This window comes from Euzebya tangerina (assembly GCF_003074135.1).
Classification (GTDB): Bacteria; Actinomycetota; Nitriliruptoria; order Euzebyales; family Euzebyaceae; genus Euzebya; species Euzebya tangerina.
Window position 1 is genome coordinate 3,349,067 of the sequence record NZ_PPDK01000001.1, and the last position, 16,077, is coordinate 3,365,143.

Sequence of the window (16,077 nt, forward strand, 5' to 3'; positions counted from 1 at the left end):
CCGAAGGGACCATGCCCGTGTCCACCGAACCAACCACCTCGCCGAAGCGGCCGTCGTCCGCTTCCGCCCAATCATCGTCGTCACGCCTCCGCGGCGACCTCATCGGCGGTCTGGTCGCCGCGGTCGTTGCCCTTCCCCTGGCGCTCGCCTTCGGTGTCCAGTCAGGACTGGGCGCCGAAGCGGGCCTGTACGGGGCCATCGGAGCGGGGATCGTGGCCGCACTCTTCGGTGGCACGCCGACACAGGTGACCGGCCCAACCGGTCCGATGACCGTGGTCAGCGCGACGGTCGTCTCGCTCGCCATCGCCGAGGCCGGATCCGTCGAGAGCGCCCTCGGCATCATCCTGCTCACATTCGCCGTGGGTGGCGTTCTGCAGATCGTGTTCGGGGTGCTCGGCGTCGCCAAGTACGTCCGCTACTTCCCCTATCCCGTCGTCTCCGGCTTCATGAGCGGGGTCGGACTGATCATCGTCGTGCTGCAGATCTGGCCCTTCCTCGGCTCAGACTCACCCAGCTCCACGCTCGAGGTGATCACGCGGATCGGTGAACCCCTGTCCAACATCGACCCGGCCGCCGTCGGGATCGGCTTGTTCACCGTCGCCGCGTTCTACCTGCTGCCGAAGGTGACCACCATCATCCCGCCCGCCCTCGGCGCGCTGCTGGCCGGCACCATCGCCGCGGTCGTCGCCGACCTCGACGTCCCCGTCATCGGGGACATCCCCCAGGGGCTGCCCACCCTGCAGATCGGCGAGATGCTGACCGTCGACCCATCCATGTGGCTGCTGGTCGTCGAGTACGGCCTGATCCTGGCGATCCTCGGCTCCATCGACTCGCTGCTGACGTCGGTGATCGCCGACAACATCACGCGGACCAAGCACGACTCCAACCGAGAGCTGATCGGCCAGGGCCTCGGCAACCTCGCCGCGGCACTCATCGGTGGCCTGCCCGGCGCCGGCGCCACGAAGGGCACCGTCGTCAACATCGACGCCGGCGGCACCACCCGCCTGTCCGGAACCTTCCACGGCGTCCTGCTGCTGGTGATGCTGCTGGGTGCGGGCTCGCTCGTCTCGGTCGTCCCGCTCGCGGTCCTGGCAGGGATCCTGATCCCCATCGGCTTCGCGATCGTCGACACCAAGGGCCTCAAGCACCTCCGCGACGTGCCCCGAGCCGACGCCATCGTCCTGGTGACGGTGTTGCTGATCACCGTCTTCGGGGACCTCATCATCGCCGTCGGAACCGGCCTGGTGATGGCGTGCGTGCTGTTCATGAAGAAGCTCGCCGACCTGGGCGAGGAGCGCGCTGTGCTGGTCCCGCTGTCCGATGACGGCACCGCGCTGTCCGACACCGCCCTGCAGACCATCGGTGACCACGTGCACCTCAAGCGCGTGTACGGGCCGCTGTTCTTCGGTGTGGTCGCCCGGTTCCGTGAGCTGTCCGAGCAGCTGCCCGAGGACGCCAGGGTCCTGATCATCGACCTGACCGAGGTCCCCTCGATCGACCAGTCCGGCCTGTACGCCATCGAGGACGTCGTCCTCGACCTCGAGCAGAGCGGCGTGGAGGTGCATCTGGTCGGGCTCGGTGACCAGCCCCTCGACATGCTGAAGGACACCGAACTCGTGGGTGCCCTCATCGCACCCGACGAAGTCCACCCGACCCTGAACGACGCCGTGGCAGCAATCGGTGCGGCCACCGACACCAACGAAGGAGCACTGTCATCATGACAACAATGACCGACGTCACACTCCCCCTGCCTGGCCAGGTACCGTCCGCCGAACAGCAAGCTGCCGCCACGCCCGAAGGGGTGCTGGAGTGGTTGCGGGCCGGAAACGAGCGTGTCCTCTCAAGCCAGACCGCGACCCGTGACCTCCTGGCGGACGCGGGCATCGGTGCCGGTGGGCAGTATCCGCTCGCAGCCGTGCTCGGCTGCGTCGACAGCCGCGTTCCGGTCGAGCAGGTGTTCGACCTCGGAATCGGAGACATCTTCGTCGCTCGGACAGCTGGCAACGTTGCCGGGCCCGACGTGCTCGGGTCCTTCGAGTTCGCCACGGCCGTGGCCGGTTCGAAAGCCATCCTGGTGCTGGGGCACTCCGCCTGCGGGGCCGTGAAGGGCGCCTGCGACGGTGTTGAGCTCGGACACCTGACGGGCCTGCTGGCCAAGATCACACCAGCCGTGGAGGCTGTGACCGGCGAGACCGCTCCGGGTTCGGACGACGACTCGGTCGTCGCTCAGGTGGTGGAGCAGAACGTGCGCAACGTCATCGCCGGCCTGACTGCGGACAGCGAGGTGCTGGCCGACCGGGTCGAATCAGGCGAACTGCTGATCGCTGGCGCCGTGGTCGACCTGGCCACCGTGCAGGTGGACTGGTTGGAGGACGCCGCCTAGCCCAACTCCCCGGGACAGTCGAGCGCGGCTGTGGTGATCGTGCACACGTCCTGGCCGGCCAGGACGATGACGACACCGAGGTGGGATGCGCACGCACACTGGCGCGCGCATCCCACCATCGCTCTCGAAGGAACCACCACCCATGTTGATCGCTCTGACCCTGCTGGCCGCTGCCGTCGTCGGGTTCGGCCTGGAGTGGCTGAACGTTCCCGGCGGACTGATCATCGGCGGCATGGTCGGAGCCGCTGTCGTGACACTCGCGGGCGGGGTTGAGGACCTCTCCCTGCCACGGCCGCTCGTGACCGGCGCCTACGTGGTGCTCGGAGCCCAGATCGGTACATCCATCACGCGGGAGTTCATCGGCGACCTGGGCCGGGTCGCCATCGGGGCGGTGCTGTCCGCCGCCATGTTCATCGCCTTGGGCCTGGCGGTCGCCTGGCTCCTCGGCGTCCTCGGCATCGCTCCCGAGGGATCGATCCTGGCCACCTCCCCCGGCGCACTGACGGTGATGTCCGCGGCAGCGGAGCAACAGGGAACTGGCCCCCAGGTCGCCGTCTTCCACCTCGTGCGGCTCGTGCTGGTGATCCTCTCGTTGCCGCTCCTGATCCGGCTCTCCACCCAGGCGGGCTGAGCCGGCCGCCTGACAGGTCCCGTCAGGCGGCGGCGTCACCAACCAGGTTGACGCCCGCGCAAGCGGTAGGAGAGAACGGCCGGCCCCAGACTCGAGGGAGGCTCGGGGCCGAGCACGGCGTAGTTGGTCAGCAGCAGACGACTGCCGCGCCGCCGGGTCGGGTCCAGGGCCACGGATGCCGGATTCCACAGACCATCGTCCGCGTCGAGCAGCGTGACGACTGCTCCGGTGCGGCCCTCGATTCGGACCAGCCGGTTCTGCAGCACCAGAGTCGCGTAGACCGTGCCGGTCCGGTCGACGGCGATGCCGTCGAGGCCGTACAGGTCATCGCCGCCCTTGCAGTCCTCGTCCCCTGCCACGATGATGGGAGTGCCGGCCGCACCATCGGGGCGGATCGGGACGCGCAGCAGAAGCCCCCGCTCGCTGTTCGCGACGTACACCTGGCCACGACGCACGGCGATGCCGTTGGCCCCGACCTGCCCCGCCTCGCAGCCGGCCAGCAGCGGATGGGAGAGCCACGGTCCGGCCCTGCCGGTGGTGTCCCTGCCGACCCGTTCCCGCCACGGGATCCGCCAGATCTGCCCCAGGAGCGAATCGCTGACGAAGAGTGCGCCGCGATGCCCCAGCGCCAGGCCGTTGGGGACGGCCATGCCCTCCGTCCCGGCGATGCGGGTGGCGGACCCCTCTCGGCCCACGCGATAGACGCCGGCATCAGGTCCGCCCGGGTCGGGCACGGCGACGTAGACGCGCCGCCGGGCATCGACGACCACACCTGCGGGGGCCGGGCCATCCGGGAACTCGACGAGTGTCTCGTACCCACCGTCCCGACCCAGCCGCACGACAGCGCCATACCCGCCGCCGGTGAAGAACGGTGGGCCCAGCGTGGCATAGATGTCTCCTCGGCGGTCGACCGCGACACCCTCCGGCAGATCGGTCGCGACGCCGGTGGGTCGTGGGTCGGCGAAGGCCACGACGGTTTGAAGGCGCCCGGGTGGTTCGCTCGGTCCGCCCGCCCCACCCCACGCCGTTGACAGGAGTGCTGCGATGAGGACGCCCCCAAGGCCGCGATGCCATCGTCGGGCTCGACGGACGGGGCGGCCCGCGGTTCCAGGGTCGGGGTTCCCGATCTGCATGACGTTCTCCTTTGTGCTGGTGCCCGTTGCTCGTGCTCGTACGGACACGCTGGCGCAGGAGGTGGCAGGTTGGAATACGACGAAAAGCGAACGCCGAGACGGATCACCCCGAGGCCGGGGTCAGCGTGCGGGAAGGGTTGCCGCCACTCGGGCAATCGCCTGGACCCGGCTGTGAACGCCGAGGCGCCGATACACGTGCTCCAGGTGCTTGCGAACCGTGCTCTCCGTGACCCCGAGGTGGCGTGCGACCTGTCGGTTGGTGGCGCCCGCCGCAACGGCGTGCAGCAGCTCCAACTGCCGAGGTGTCAGCAGAGCTGCGCCGTCCCGGTCGGACTGGATCCGGTCGCGGATCCCGGTCAGGTGTGGTCGCAGCAGACGAAGGAGCAGCTTGTCGCGATCTGTGAAGCCAGGCTCCCCGCGCTCCCGGCCGATCTGCAGGCGACGCTCCACCCCGCCACGCGGCGGAAGGCGCACCATCATGCGGTGATACGTCCCCTGCCGTCGGTACAGCTCTGACATCTGCAGGGCCGAGAACGCGCGGTCGGAGTAGAAGTCCTGCCACGCACAGACCTGGCCGGCTTCATCCAGCGCGGCCAGGCCAGACACGGCAACGCACTCCTCGTAGCCGCCCCAGAACAGCTGCGCCATGCCATCATCCCAGCCAGGGTCGTCGGTGAAGGTCACCCGGTGACAGGTCAGGACCTCCCGCTTTCGTTCATCCCAGGCCGCGAAGCTCACGCCCGAGCACGGAATGAGTGTTCCCAGCCGACGGAGGACCTCCTCCGGCATCTCAAGCACATCTGACGAGACCGCCTCTGGAGAGACGACGTCCATGACGCGACGAAGATCGCGCTCGCTCAGGCCCATGCTGGTCACCTCCAGATGCCCTGGGACGCTACGCCCCTCGCACGTGGTCGTAAAGGGCGTCTGCCCGCTGGCGCGCGTTCACACAGGCCCAGCCGAGGTGGCAGCACCTCCATGGGCCTGCCCCGCTGACACCCGCCCTCGTCAGGCGGCGGCGCAGCGATGGGCTGCCTCACGCAGACGGACCTGTCGCGGGTCCTCGGTCGGGTAGTAGTCCAGCCGGTTCATGGCGTAGCCGAAGCCGAGTCCGGTCTCCGGGTCGGCGAACCCGAGGGACCCGCCGGCGCCTGGCGTACCGAAGGCCTGGTCGGATCCGAAGTCGAACGACGGCCACGGCTTGCAGAACCCCAGCGAGAACCGCGTCGACTCTCGCTGGACCACGTCGTACAACCCCTCGGTCGGATCAGGCGCAGCTCGTCGCAAGGACGCCAATGTGCGGTCGTCGAGATCGAGCACGCTCCCGCCGCACGCGAACTCGCCATAGGCCTTGGCGATGGCGCGAACCTCGCCGGTGCCGTTGGCTGCAGGCAGCTCGATACGGCGCATGGCCTCGTCGTTGTAGCGCGCGGGTTTGCCCAGCACCTTCGGGTTTGCGTACGTCCGCGCGGTGATCGATCGTGGATTGAGGAAGCCAGCGACGAATGCTCGAGGCAGCTTCGCCAGGTTGAACAGCATCCGCAGTCGGTACCAGTCGGCCTGGATCTGGGCGATCCGTCGGCGGTCGACCTGTGCGGGGACCCCGATGTAGAACTCCACGTCCAGTGGCAGCGCCACTTCGTCGTTGAAGTACTGCCCGAGCGTTCGGGACTTGGGGTCCACACGTCGGATGAGCTCGGACTCGTAGAAGCCGAGGCTCAGCCCGTGGTAGCCATGTCTCACGCCGGGTTCCCATGCCGGCTCCTGCGCCGCGATCGCAGCGGCGACAGCCTCCGGGTCGGCCAGTGCGTCGAGGTCCAATGGCTCGTCGATGGCGGGTAGTCCTGCCTGGTGCGACAGCAGTTGGCGGATCGTGATGTGATCCTTGCCGGCCTGACCGAACTCCGGCCAGTGCTCCACAACCAGGTCGTCGTACTCGAACAGCCCCCGGGAGTGAGCCAGGGCGACCGCAAGGGACGACATGCCCTTCGTCGTGGAGAACACGGTCACCAACGTGTCCTCCTCCCATGGCAATCCCCGCTTCGGGTCGCGCAGGCCACCCCACACATCCACGACCTTCCGGTCGCCCACGTACACCGCGCAGGCCGCGCCGACCTCCTCCCCCGACTCGAAGTTGGCGCGAAACGCGTCGGCGACCGCTCCCCAGCCGTCGTCGACGTCACCCTGCACGTGCACGCTCACGCCGGTCCCAGCAGGTGCCCGCATCCCTGGTGGTGCGATCGAGCAACTCCCTGCCGTGCGTTCATCGCCTGAAGGTACAGGGCCAGAGCTCGCGGGGTCCACGGGGTGACGAGGCAGCCGTTGGCCACAGTCGCTCCAACCAGAGCACTCTGTTCGACCGCCGGTCCACCGAGCGGTGTCTCGCCGACGTGCTGGACGTACACCGCCAGCATCATGTTCCGAGCCGGATGATGTGACGTGCTCATGGTCACTCGTCCATCCCCGCCGGCGGGCGGCTGCCAAGCACCGCGATCCCGACGATGCCGATGGCGAAGCCGATGCTTTCAGTCATGGTTCTTGGGAGGAGGAGCAGCGCTCCGAGGGGGGAGCTGCCGATGCCGAGGACGGTCTGGTCACGCCGCGACAGCTTCATGGCGCGACCCTTCTTTACTCGGTGCGACATGGCGAGTCGCACGGCGTGCGGCTCGCCCTGCCATCCGTGGCCATGCGCCGCGGTCGAGGCATGGCGCGTGAACCTGCACCAGCACCGGGCCAGGGCCTGGGATCGGTACCGGCTGGGGTGCGATGTCGATGCCGGCGGGCGGGCCGTACTGGTGCCGGACAGGAGCCAACGAATCTTCGGAGCGCGTTGGCACCACGTCGCGGGAGCCTGCCTCCGTCACTCCCATCGGAAGAAGCGGGCGGCGAGCCCGCCGGCCGTGGCAGCCGTGACCGCGAGCACGAGCAGGCTGGTACTGGTTGGTGCGGTCCCGGCCCATGCGTCACTGAGTGCGTTGACTGCAGCACCCGGCGGGGTCCAGCTGCTGATGGCCTGCAGGCTGGCCGGCATGATCTCCAGTGGCAGGTAGATGCCCGCGAAGAACAGCATCGGGAAGTACAACAGCATCCCGGCCCCGGCCCCGGCCTGCGCATTGGGGACCAGCGCCCCGACCAGCGCGCCGATTGCGAGCAGCGCCCAGGTCGACAGCACGAAGGACAGGACGAACCAGCCCGGGCTCTGCGGGAGCGGAACGTCGAAGGCCAGCACCGCCACGAGGACCGCGCCAACCGTGGCGACCGTCACGGCGGCTGCTTGCACCGCGATGTGTGCGGTGACCAGCAACCCGGGGTGGGCGGGGGTCGCGGACAGCCGGCGGAGGATGCCGCGTTCACGGTCCAGGCCGAGCGCCTGGGGGAGCATCGCGATACCGAGGGTGAGCAGCGCCATCACCGCGGCCGCTGGGGCGTAGATCTCGACCAGGCTCTGGTTGCCGAGTTCGGCGTTGACCTCGGTGGCCCCGGGGAACACGTTGCCGATCACGAGCAGCAAGACGGCGGGGAAGACGAGCCCGAAGACCACCACCACGGGTTCACGGAGGAAGACCTTGGTCTGCGTACGGGTCAGGGTTGTCAGGGCGCTCATCGGGCCACCTCCGGGGTGTTGTCATCGGCTGCGTGCAACGTGCGGCCGGCGAGGGCCACGAACGCGTCGTCGAGGGTGGGCTGGTCGACCTGCAACCGGCCGGGGACGATGTCGTGTGCCGCGAGCAGCGACACGACCGAGAACAGCATCCGCTCGTCGCCGGTGACGATGAACTCGTCATGGTCGCGTGCGACGCCGGAGACCTCCGGCAGACGGCGGATCCAGTCCTCGTCCAGCGACGCTGTGGTCGAGAACCGCAGCTGCTGCTCGAGGCCGGCGCCCGCGACCAGCCCCTCGGGGGTGTCAAGCGCGACGACGCGGCCACGGTCGATGAGGGCAAGACGGTCCGCCAGTCGCTCGGCCTCCTCCATGACGTGCGTCACGAGCACGACGGTGACGCCGGTGTCGCGCAACTCCTCGACCAAGGTCCAGGTGTCCCGGCGGGACTGCGGGTCGAGGCCGGTGGTCAGCTCGTCGAGGATGACGGCGCGTGGCCGTCCGACGAGCGCGACAGCGATTGACACGCGCTGCTGCTGGCCGCCGGAGAGCTTGGCGTAGCGGGTCCCCGCGGAGGGGCCGAGGCCCAACCGCTCCAGCAGCTCGTCGGTGGACAGCGGATCCGGGTACAGGCCGCGGTAGGTGTCGACGATCTCCCGGACGGTCAGCTTGTCCTGGAAGCTGCTCTCCTGGAGCTGCACGCCGAGCAGCTGCCGGACCGTGGCCCGATCGGCGAGTGGGTCGTGCCCGAACACGCGGACGACGCCGGTGTCGGGTGTGCGCAGCCCGGCGATCGACTCGACCGTGGTCGTCTTGCCGGCGCCGTTGGGTCCGAGGATGGCGAAGATCTCGCCCTGCTCGACCGAGAACGACACGCCGTCGACGACAGTCCGCCCCGCGTAGACCTTGGTCAATCCCTCGACGACGACTGCCCTACTCGTTGTTGGTCGGTGAGCGATCGCGTCGCCGTGTTCCACGGCGGTCATCGGGCCACCGTGCGCGGCGTCGGGTGGACCAGCAGCTCTCGTCCGACCGCGGCGAACCAGACGATGCAGCCGAGGCCGAAGACCATCCCGACCTCGGTGAGAGCGGGGACGACGGTCACGATGCCGGCGACCGCTGTGACGGCGCCGAGGAGGTTCAGCCAGGCGGGCATTGTGCGGCCGCGCTGCGCCGCGACGCTGACGAGCAGGATCCAGAGGCCGCCGACGAGCTCGTTGCCGCCCCCGAGTGCGTTGCCGACGGTGTCGATCGCGGTCCAGAGCGCCTGCGCCTGCTCCGCGTCGCCGGCCAGATCCGCGATTGCCCCCAGGCCGATGGTGAGGATCATCCCCGTGGCGAACATCAGCCCGATCCAGACGTGGCCGAATACGCTCGCGTGGGCGGCGAGCTCCGGCTGGGACCCTCGGACGCGCTGCTGCAGCGCGCGGACGAGCGGCACGATCGCGATGCCGAAGACGAGGTAGATGACGGCGTACCAGACGAACAGGATCGACTCGTTGGCGACGAGGAACCGGACTGCGCTCGCCGGGGTTAGGTCGGCGGCGGTGTAGTCGGCAAGGCTGGTGACGGCGAGCGCGATTCCGAACACGAAGGAGGCGGTGGCCAGCAGCGCCCCGACGGCGCCTGCGCGAGCGGACGCGGTGGCGTCTCTCGGCTGGTCGCCCTGCCGGTGTGCACGAGCGGGTGTGGGGTGGGTGGGGGTCATGGCGTGTCCTTGCTGTTGGGATCTGTCTGGGCAGTTGCGTCGTCGTCGACGCGGTTGACGTGGTCGAGTTCGAGTGCAAACGACGTCAGGTGCTGGAGGACGCCGTGGAGCTGTGACGGATCCACGATGTTCCCGGTCAGTCGCGTGCGGCCGTCCGCGTGGGTGACCACGAAGTCGTCGAGGAGGGGGCGCAGGAGCCGGTGGCTCACGTGCCCGCGGATGACGATCTCGTAGTGACGCGGAGTGGCGTGCTCGACCATGTCCATACCGTCCGCCATCGAGGCGCGCGGCGCCTCGCACGACCGCTCATCTCACCCGGGTGAGCCGTGCTTGACAGCCCCGATAGCGCCGTCGAGAGTTCTCGCCATGGATAGAGGGTCCACGATCCCGTCGCTGGCGGCGACGAAGCTCAGCGCCCCGACCCCTCCTGTCCGGCTTGTCCAACGGGGTCGTCTCCACGCCGTGCTCGATGCCGCGGTGGCCGCGCGCGGACGTCGGACAGTGCTTGTGAGTGCCCCGGCCGGCGCCGGCAAGTCCACGCTGCTCTCCGACTGGCTCTCTCGTCGCGAGGAACGTGGAGCCTGGCTCCAGCTGGACCGGTTCGACCGCGACCCGGCGCGCTTCTGGGCCGCGGTGGTCGCGTCGCTCGACCGCGTCGTGGAGGGTCTGGACGATGCGGTGGGGGCGGCGACGAGCCAGGCCGCGCTCGACCCCTCCCCGGTCGTCGCCCGGATCGTGAACGCGATCGCGATCGACGCCCGTCCGCTCGTCCTCGTGCTCGACGACCTCCATCTGGTCGAGGAGCCGGCGGTCCTCGACGGCCTGGAGCACCTCCTGGCGATGGCGCCCCCGCAGCTGGTGGTCGTCCTGGCGACGCGGGTCGACCCCGCGCTGCCGCTCGGGCGGCTGCGCGTGCGCGGCGAGCTCGCCGAGGTGCGTGCAGCGGACCTCCGCTTCAACGCCGACGAGGCGAGGGCGCTCGTGGAGGTGGACGGCGACGCGCTCGACGTGGACGATCTCGCGACGCTCTGCGAGCGGACCGAGGGATGGGCCGCCGGCCTGGTACTGGCTTCGCTCTCTCTTGCGTCAGCGCAGGACCGCTCAGGCGTGGTGGCAGCGTTTAGGGGCGACGACCGCCTCGTCGTGGACTATCTCTCCGAGGAGTTTCTCTCCCAGCAGGAGTCCGGCGACCGCGATCGACTACTACGGACGTCAGTGCTCGAACGCTTCTCGGCTCCCCTGGTCGACGCGGTCTGCGGCACCGATGACGGGTGGGCATGGCTGCGCCGGATGGCAGCCACCAATCAGATGGTCATCAGCCTCGACCGCACGGCCACATGGTTCCGGTACCACCACCTGCTCAGCGACCTGCTCTTGCTCGAGGCGCGGGCCGAGCTGGGCGACGAGCTCGAGGCGCTGCATCGCGCCGCGGCAACGTGGCACGAATCGTACGGCGACCCGCACGACGCCGTGGAGCACCGCCTCGCGGCTGGCGACCTCGACATCGCCATCGATTTGCTCTGGGACCACGCCGCGGACCTCATGAACCGGGGACAGATCCGCACCGTGGTCGGTCAGCTCGAACGACTCGGCCCGCTCCGTCGCCGACACCCGCGCTCGCTGCTCATGGACGGCTGGATCGCACTGCTGGCCGGCCGGGCCGCCGACGCATGGCGCTGCCTGGACGCTGCCCGGGAGGAGGATCTCGACGAGGAGGAGGCCGGGCACGTCGTGGCGCTGACGATCATGCGCGGCCTGGCGGAGGGCGACGTCGCCGCAGCCCTGTCCGCCGCGGCCGCGTCGGGTCCGCCTGTTGATTCGACCCAGGCGATGGCGCTCGGCGGCGTGCTGGTTCACGCGGGGAAGCACGACGAGGCACGAGGGCGGCTGGCCGAGGCCGCCGCCGCTGCGCTCGAGGAGCGCCACCTGTTCGTTCAGGCTGCCACCCCGATCTACCAGGCCATCTCGGACCTCGAGCAAGGGCGCGACGCGTCCGCCCTGCAGCACGCCCGCCAGTCGGTGGCCGTCGCGGAGCGAAACGCGCTCGAGCGCACGCCCCAGCTCGCGCTGGCCCACAGCATCATCGCAAGGACTGCCGACGACCCGGCCGAGTGCGCGGCGGCAGCCCGGCACGGCGCTGCGCTCGCCCGTGGGGCGCCAGGGCGGATCACGCTCGCCTACGCGCTGACGTCCGCCGCTGACGTCCTGTGCGACCTCGACGCCCCCGACGGTCCCGACATCCTGGCGGAGGCGCGGCGTGTCGTCGACCGCTGCGTGGACCCGGGGATCACTGCCCCCTATCTCGGGCGCGTCGAAGCCCGTCTCGGGGACGTGGTCGTTCCGTCCGCAGCGCAAGCCATGGTCGAGCCCCCGACGGAGCGGGAGATCGCGGTCTTGCGGCACCTCCCCACGCGGCTCTCACAACGAGAGATCGCCGGCCAGCTGTTCGTGTCGCTCAACACGGTCAAAACACATACGCGGTCGCTCTACCGCAAGCTCGGCGTCGGCACTCGCAAGGAAGCCGTGCAGGCGGCAAGAGACGTCGGTCTCCTGTGACCCCTGGTACCGACTCCTCCTGTCAGCATGCACTCGGACCACAGCGCTACCGCGGGGGCCCCGAGCCAGGCGCCGCACCGGCTCCTAGCGACGCGGGTCTCGCACGAGCTGCTTTGAGCGGTCACACTGCTCGGCTTGCTCTCGGCACGCACGCAGGATCCACGTCTCACGATGCTCACCCTAAATGCGTCTGACCTGCTGTTTCTCTGGTAGTCCCGACGGGATTCGAACCCGCGCCGCCGGCTTGAAAGGCCGGTATCCTAGGCCAGCTAGATGACGGGACCAGGGTGCAGTCGGCAGCTCGGGGCCGCGGACTGACGGCCGACAGTGTAGCGCCCAGCACTCGATCGGTCGCACGACGTCACCTGGCAGACTGGGCTACCCGATGACTGACCTGCCGTTCGCCCACGAGCCCGCCCCGCCGGTGGATGAGCCACCCCTGGCCGACCCGATCGACTCGCTGGACGAGGCCGGTCAGGAGCGCTACCGGAAGATGCAGGAGCTCTCCCATCTCCTGGACAACCAGTTCCGCATCCCCGGCACGGACATCACCTTCGGGGTGGACGCCATCGTCGGGTTCATCCCCTGGTTCGGTGGCGCAACAGGACTCGCGATGGCCGCCGTGGTGATCGGCCACGGCATCATGATCGGTGCCCGCGGCGCCACCGTCGTCCGCATGGTCGTCAACGCGCTGTTCGACGCCGCGCTCAACGCCGTCCCCGTCCTTGGCTACGTCTCTGACCTGTTCTTCAAGGCCAACGAGCGCAATGTCAGGCTGCTGACCACCCACGCCATCGACCCCGACCGCACCCGGGCCGAGAGCCGCCGGATGCTCGTCATCACGGCCCTGTGCGTCCTCGGCGCGGGCATCCTGGCGCTGGCCGCCGCCCTCGGCGTGATCGTCTGGCTCATCAGCCTGATCGGGTGACGATCAGGCCCAGAGGCAGCGCGTTGCCGAGCGTGGGGTCCCCCGTCTACACTTGCGCACCCGCGCGGGAGCGCGTCTGCTTGCATGCTCCCCGGGAACCAGCTTCCAACTGTCCCCACCAATTCGAGGAGCCCTGCTGTGAGCAAGGTGTGTCAGGTCACGGGCAAGCGCCCGGTGTCCGGTAACAACGTGTCGTTCTCCAACCGCAAGACCAAGCGTCGGTTCGAGCCGAACCTGCAGACCAAGCGCTACTTCGTGCCGTCGGAGAACCGCTGGGTCACGCTCACGGTGTCGACCAAGGGCATGAAGACGATCAACAAGCGCGGGATCGAGTCCGTTCTCGCCGAGATGAAGCGCCGAGGAGTGAAGGTCTGATGGCTGCCGGAGACAACCGGATCAAGGTCAAGCTGCGTTCCACCGAAGGAACGGGCTACACCTACATGACCACGAAGAACAAGCAGACGCAGCGTGAGCGCATCACCATGAAGAAGTACGACCCGGTGGTCCGGCGTCACGTCGAGTTCAAGGAAGAGAAGTAAGCCATGCGCCAGGGCATCCACCCCGAGTACCGGCCTGTGGTCTTCCAGGACCCCAGTGCAGAGTTCTCGTTCATCACCCGCTCCACGATCGAGACCTCCGAGACGATCGAGTGGACCGACGGCAACACCTACCCCCTGAAGCGGGTCGAGATCTCTGCCGCCAGCCACCCCTACTTCACCGGCAAGATGAAGATGGTCGACACCGCGGGTCGTGTGGACCGGTACAACCGCCGCTACGCGAAGAAGAAGTAGCCCCGCTCGCGCACCGCGAGGATCAGGCCGACCAGGCTCGTCAGCAGCACCAGGCGCGCTGGCCACGGGCCCAGTCGGGTCGCGATCGTGACCTCGCGGATCAGCGGCACATCCCGCTGGATGGCTGCCGGTTCGAACAAGCCGGTCTCCTGCAGGATCTCACCCTCCGGTGAGATGAAGCCGGAGATGCCGGAGATGCCGGCATGCACCACCCAGCGGCCGGTCTCGACCGCACGCACCTGGCTGAAGGCGACGTGCTGCGCTGACATCGGTGTGACGCCGAACGACGAGTTGTTCGTGGAGACGACGAGAACGTCAGCACCCGCGTCCACCTGATCCCGGGCGAGTGCCGGGAAGGTGTTCTCGAAGCAGATGACCGGTCCGATGGTGGCGCCGGCCAGCTCGATGGTCTGCGGCCCCTCCCCCTGCAGGACGTCATTCGGGATCTGTTCGAGTGGTGGGATCCAGTCGAGGTATGAGCGCCCCGGGATGTACTCGGCGAAGGGGACAGGACGCCGCTTGTTGTAGGAGTCGCCGATCTCGACTTCGGCGCCCACAGCGCCGTCGTCCGAGGCGGCGGCCCGGAAGACGGTCATGCGATTCCACAAGGTCCCATCCCGCGGTCCCCGGGCCGTCTCACCACCCAGGATCGGGGTTGGCGCCACGCGATCCAGAGCGTCACGGAGCAACCCGGCCACCGTCTCCCCCCGCTCGGTACGGACGTCGCTGTCCAACGAGTTCTCGGGCCAGATGACCACATCGAGGTCCTCATCCTCGAGTTCACGCGTCCGCTCCTCCATCAGCTCGGTCACCCGGATGATCCGATCCGTGTCGATGCGATTCACGCCTGCCGCGGACGTCGCCCGCGTATCACCACCCTGCACGACGCCGATGGCCAACGTCTCGTCCGTTGGACCGGGCGGCTCAGCAGCGACGAGCACACTGATGGCCAGCACCGCCAGGATGGTCAAGAGGGGTGTCCTGATCGCCCCGAAGACCGCGTCGGCGGGAACATCGGTCTCACGGGCACCCTCCCAGCTGCGCAGCGCGCCTCGTATGGCTGCTTCGACCGCCACGGCCACGGCTGCGAGCAGGAGCGACACGCCGACGGTTCCGACGGTCCTCGCCGCACCCAGCGCCAACCCGCCGTCCGCTTGGGTGTAGGCCACCACCCCCCAGGAGAACCCACCGAGGGGCCAGGACCCGCGTACGACTTCGAGGGCGACCCACGAGGCGGCCGTCCAGACCCCTCGCCCAGGCATCTCGCCGAACAGGGCCACCAGGGCGACGAACGCTGCGGTGTAGAGCGCCTGGACGACCGACAGCAGACCGAACGCCAGGAAGCCGAACGGGATGAGCCAGTACAGCAGCAGGCCGTAGGTGATGACCCCGGCGAGCAGGCCGTACGGGAGGGCTCGCCGAACAGGGCCCGCGGAGAGGTTCCGGCCCAAGGCAACCAGCGGGGCGATGGCCACGAACCCTGCCCACCCGAAGCCGATCGGGGGGTGACCGACGACCAGGAGAAGACCACCGAGGAGCGCCAACCCGACGCTCGTGATCACTCGGTTCGACCCCTCACCGGAGTGGGTCGCAGCACGTCACACGCAGTCGAAGCACAACATGGCGTCGGCATCCGCCAGCTGTGACGGCTTCTTCACCAGGAAGCACGACCGACAGGTGAACTCGTCATCGTCGATCAGCTCCGGCTTGCGGCGCGGCTTGGACGGCCCGACCGGCCCGTCATCGGTGTCGAGCGGCTGGACCTCCTCGTCCTCCTCGAGCAGCTCGTCCAGTTCGTCGTCGCCGTCGCCATCGTCGTCGTCGTCCGACTCGTCTTCTTCATCCTCGTCGGAGTCGTCGTCCAGAGCCTCGTCGTCCTCGTCATTCAGGTCGACGTCGTCGTCGTCGAGGTAGTCCGCGTCGTCGTCATCGTCGACCCCGAGCTCCTCCTCCTCCAGGGCCTCGAGCGACTCGTCAGCGTCGAGGTCGTCGTCGAGGTCGTCATCCTCGAGATCGTCGAGGTCGTCCGCAGCGGCGCTGGACTGCAGGTCCTGCTCTGACAAAGGGAATCCTCCGTGGTCGTGGTCAACCGGCGCGGGCGCATGTGTACTCGCTGGGCGGTGCCGACGCAATAACCACCCCCGAAAGCGCGGGCTCAGGGTGCGGTCTGCACCCTGAGCCCGATGTTTCGAAGCTTCGCTCGGGCAGTTGGTACCGATAGGCACATCAGCAGAGCTGATCACACCCACGTTCTCTACTACGCCCGGTCCAGCTCCGAAGTGACGATGCTGATTCGTACACAAACATCACACTCAGTAGTGAGGCATCGCTGCCGAGCCCGGTTGC

At 68.7% G+C, this 16,077-nt stretch carries 18 protein-coding genes and 1 tRNA gene; 8 read left to right on the forward strand and 11 right to left on the reverse strand.

Features of this window, described 5'->3' with window-relative positions; all coding sequences use genetic code 11:
* Window positions 1-17 precede the first annotated feature (17 nt).
* From C1746_RS15460 to C1746_RS15470, 3 genes are all read left to right on the forward strand, one after another.
* Window positions 18-1,721, forward strand: coding sequence for a SulP family inorganic anion transporter (locus tag C1746_RS15460; RefSeq protein ID WP_205711881.1), 1,704 nt, complete (start codon window positions 18-20; stop codon window positions 1,719-1,721).
* Entirely contained in the window at window positions 1,718-2,383 is a 666-nt protein-coding gene (locus C1746_RS15465; protein WP_116715413.1) for a carbonic anhydrase, read from the forward strand. Before C1746_RS15460 ends, C1746_RS15465 begins: the two co-directional genes overlap by 4 nt.
* Before the next feature lie 85 nt (window positions 2,384-2,468).
* Window positions 2,469-3,014 carry an AbrB family transcriptional regulator gene (locus C1746_RS15470; protein ID WP_116715414.1) on the forward strand — a complete coding sequence of 182 codons (546 nt, stop codon included), beginning with the start codon at window positions 2,469-2,471 and terminating at the stop codon, window positions 3,012-3,014.
* 35 nt (window positions 3,015-3,049) lie between these two features.
* Here the strand turns inward: C1746_RS15470 and C1746_RS15475 are convergent, their stop codons facing one another.
* The 8 genes from C1746_RS15475 to C1746_RS15510 form a co-directional block, all read right to left on the reverse strand.
* Window positions 3,050-4,147, reverse strand: a complete 1,098-nt coding sequence (locus C1746_RS15475; RefSeq protein WP_162867807.1) for an SMP-30/gluconolactonase/LRE family protein — start codon at window positions 4,145-4,147, stop codon at window positions 3,050-3,052.
* 120 nt (window positions 4,148-4,267) lie between these two features.
* Window positions 4,268-5,014: a helix-turn-helix transcriptional regulator gene (locus C1746_RS15480; RefSeq protein WP_162867808.1), complete on the reverse strand. Its 747-nt coding sequence runs from the start codon at window positions 5,012-5,014 to the stop codon at window positions 4,268-4,270.
* Window positions 5,015-5,155: 141 nt separating this feature from the next.
* Window positions 5,156-6,349 (reverse strand): serine hydrolase domain-containing protein, encoded by a 1,194-nt coding sequence (locus C1746_RS15485; protein ID WP_205711882.1) that lies wholly within the window; start codon window positions 6,347-6,349, stop codon window positions 5,156-5,158.
* A 247-nt stretch (window positions 6,350-6,596) separates the two neighbouring features.
* Complete coding sequence (locus C1746_RS22150) at window positions 6,597-6,791, reverse strand: hypothetical protein (RefSeq protein WP_162867809.1); 195 nt, start codon at window positions 6,789-6,791, stop codon at window positions 6,597-6,599.
* A gap of 216 nt (window positions 6,792-7,007) precedes the next feature.
* A complete protein-coding gene (locus C1746_RS15495) occupies window positions 7,008-7,751 on the reverse strand; it encodes an ABC transporter permease (protein ID WP_116715419.1) in 744 nt (247 codons plus the stop codon).
* Window positions 7,748-8,734 (reverse strand): ABC transporter ATP-binding protein, encoded by a 987-nt coding sequence (locus C1746_RS15500; protein ID WP_116715420.1) that lies wholly within the window; start codon window positions 8,732-8,734, stop codon window positions 7,748-7,750. Before C1746_RS15500 ends, C1746_RS15495 begins: the two co-directional genes overlap by 4 nt.
* Window positions 8,731-9,456, reverse strand: a complete 726-nt coding sequence (locus C1746_RS15505; protein WP_116715421.1) for a DUF4386 family protein — start codon at window positions 9,454-9,456, stop codon at window positions 8,731-8,733. Before C1746_RS15505 ends, C1746_RS15500 begins: the two co-directional genes overlap by 4 nt.
* Window positions 9,453-9,716 carry a hypothetical protein gene (locus C1746_RS15510; protein ID WP_116715422.1) on the reverse strand — a complete coding sequence of 88 codons (264 nt, stop codon included), beginning with the start codon at window positions 9,714-9,716 and terminating at the stop codon, window positions 9,453-9,455. Before C1746_RS15510 ends, C1746_RS15505 begins: the two co-directional genes overlap by 4 nt.
* A 106-nt stretch (window positions 9,717-9,822) precedes the next feature.
* Here C1746_RS15510 and C1746_RS15515 point away from each other — a divergent pair, with 106 nt between their 5' ends.
* Window positions 9,823-12,012, forward strand: coding sequence for a winged helix-turn-helix domain-containing protein (locus tag C1746_RS15515; protein WP_162867810.1), 2,190 nt, complete (start codon window positions 9,823-9,825; stop codon window positions 12,010-12,012).
* Window positions 12,013-12,219: 207 nt separating this feature from the next.
* Here the strand turns inward: C1746_RS15515 and C1746_RS15520 are convergent.
* A tRNA-Glu gene (locus C1746_RS15520) sits at window positions 12,220-12,296 on the reverse strand.
* 101 nt (window positions 12,297-12,397) lie between these two features.
* Between C1746_RS15520 and C1746_RS15525 the strand changes: the two genes are divergently transcribed.
* From C1746_RS15525 to C1746_RS15540, 4 genes are all read left to right on the forward strand, one after another.
* Window positions 12,398-12,940 carry a DUF4112 domain-containing protein gene (locus C1746_RS15525; RefSeq protein ID WP_116715424.1) on the forward strand — a complete coding sequence of 181 codons (543 nt, stop codon included), beginning with the start codon at window positions 12,398-12,400 and terminating at the stop codon, window positions 12,938-12,940.
* A gap of 138 nt (window positions 12,941-13,078) precedes the next feature.
* The gene (gene rpmB / locus C1746_RS15530; RefSeq protein WP_116715425.1) at window positions 13,079-13,315 is read left to right on the forward strand and encodes a 50S ribosomal protein L28; all 237 of its coding nucleotides are present in this window, start codon (window positions 13,079-13,081) and stop codon (window positions 13,313-13,315) included.
* Window positions 13,315-13,479: a 50S ribosomal protein L33 gene (gene rpmG, locus C1746_RS15535; protein ID WP_116715426.1), complete on the forward strand. Its 165-nt coding sequence runs from the start codon at window positions 13,315-13,317 to the stop codon at window positions 13,477-13,479. The genes rpmB and rpmG overlap by 1 nt, the downstream gene beginning before the upstream one ends.
* Before the next feature lie 3 nt (window positions 13,480-13,482).
* A complete protein-coding gene (locus tag C1746_RS15540; protein WP_116715427.1) occupies window positions 13,483-13,731 on the forward strand; it encodes a type B 50S ribosomal protein L31 in 249 nt (82 codons plus the stop codon).
* On the opposite strand, the gene lnt is transcribed toward C1746_RS15540, so the two are convergent.
* Together lnt and C1746_RS22560 are read right to left on the reverse strand one after the other, a co-directional pair.
* The gene (gene lnt, locus C1746_RS15545) at window positions 13,713-15,293 is read right to left on the reverse strand and encodes an apolipoprotein N-acyltransferase (protein ID WP_116715428.1); all 1,581 of its coding nucleotides are present in this window, start codon (window positions 15,291-15,293) and stop codon (window positions 13,713-13,715) included. The two genes, C1746_RS15540 and lnt, sit on opposite strands and share 19 nt — an antisense overlap.
* 36 nt (window positions 15,294-15,329) lie before the next feature.
* Window positions 15,330-15,794, reverse strand: a complete 465-nt coding sequence (locus C1746_RS22560) for a DUF4193 family protein (RefSeq protein WP_205711883.1) — start codon at window positions 15,792-15,794, stop codon at window positions 15,330-15,332.
* Window positions 15,795-16,077: the final 283 nt, after the last annotated feature.

Coding starts and splice junctions, on each gene's coding strand:
- C1746_RS15480 (WP_162867808.1), bottom strand. CDS start 5,014: ATGGGCCTGAGCGAGCGCGATCTTCGTCGCGTCATGGACGTCGTCTCT.
- C1746_RS15525 (WP_116715424.1), top strand. CDS start 12,398: ATGACTGACCTGCCGTTCGCCCACGAGCCCGCCCCGCCGGTGGATGAG.
- C1746_RS15540 (WP_116715427.1), top strand. CDS start 13,483: ATGCGCCAGGGCATCCACCCCGAGTACCGGCCTGTGGTCTTCCAGGAC.
- C1746_RS15475 (WP_162867807.1), bottom strand. CDS start 4,147: ATGCAGATCGGGAACCCCGACCCTGGAACCGCGGGCCGCCCCGTCCGT.
- C1746_RS15510 (WP_116715422.1), bottom strand. CDS start 9,716: ATGGTCGAGCACGCCACTCCGCGTCACTACGAGATCGTCATCCGCGGG.
- C1746_RS15500 (WP_116715420.1), bottom strand. CDS start 8,734: ATGACCGCCGTGGAACACGGCGACGCGATCGCTCACCGACCAACAACG.
- C1746_RS15465 (WP_116715413.1), top strand. CDS start 1,718: ATGACAACAATGACCGACGTCACACTCCCCCTGCCTGGCCAGGTACCG.
- C1746_RS15470 (WP_116715414.1), top strand. CDS start 2,469: ATGCGCACGCACACTGGCGCGCGCATCCCACCATCGCTCTCGAAGGAA.
- C1746_RS15505 (WP_116715421.1), bottom strand. CDS start 9,456: ATGACCCCCACCCACCCCACACCCGCTCGTGCACACCGGCAGGGCGAC.
- C1746_RS15495 (WP_116715419.1), bottom strand. CDS start 7,751: ATGAGCGCCCTGACAACCCTGACCCGTACGCAGACCAAGGTCTTCCTC.
- rpmG (WP_116715426.1), top strand. CDS start 13,315: ATGGCTGCCGGAGACAACCGGATCAAGGTCAAGCTGCGTTCCACCGAA.
- C1746_RS15515 (WP_162867810.1), top strand. CDS start 9,823: ATGGATAGAGGGTCCACGATCCCGTCGCTGGCGGCGACGAAGCTCAGC.
- C1746_RS22150 (WP_162867809.1), bottom strand. CDS start 6,791: ATGTCGCACCGAGTAAAGAAGGGTCGCGCCATGAAGCTGTCGCGGCGT.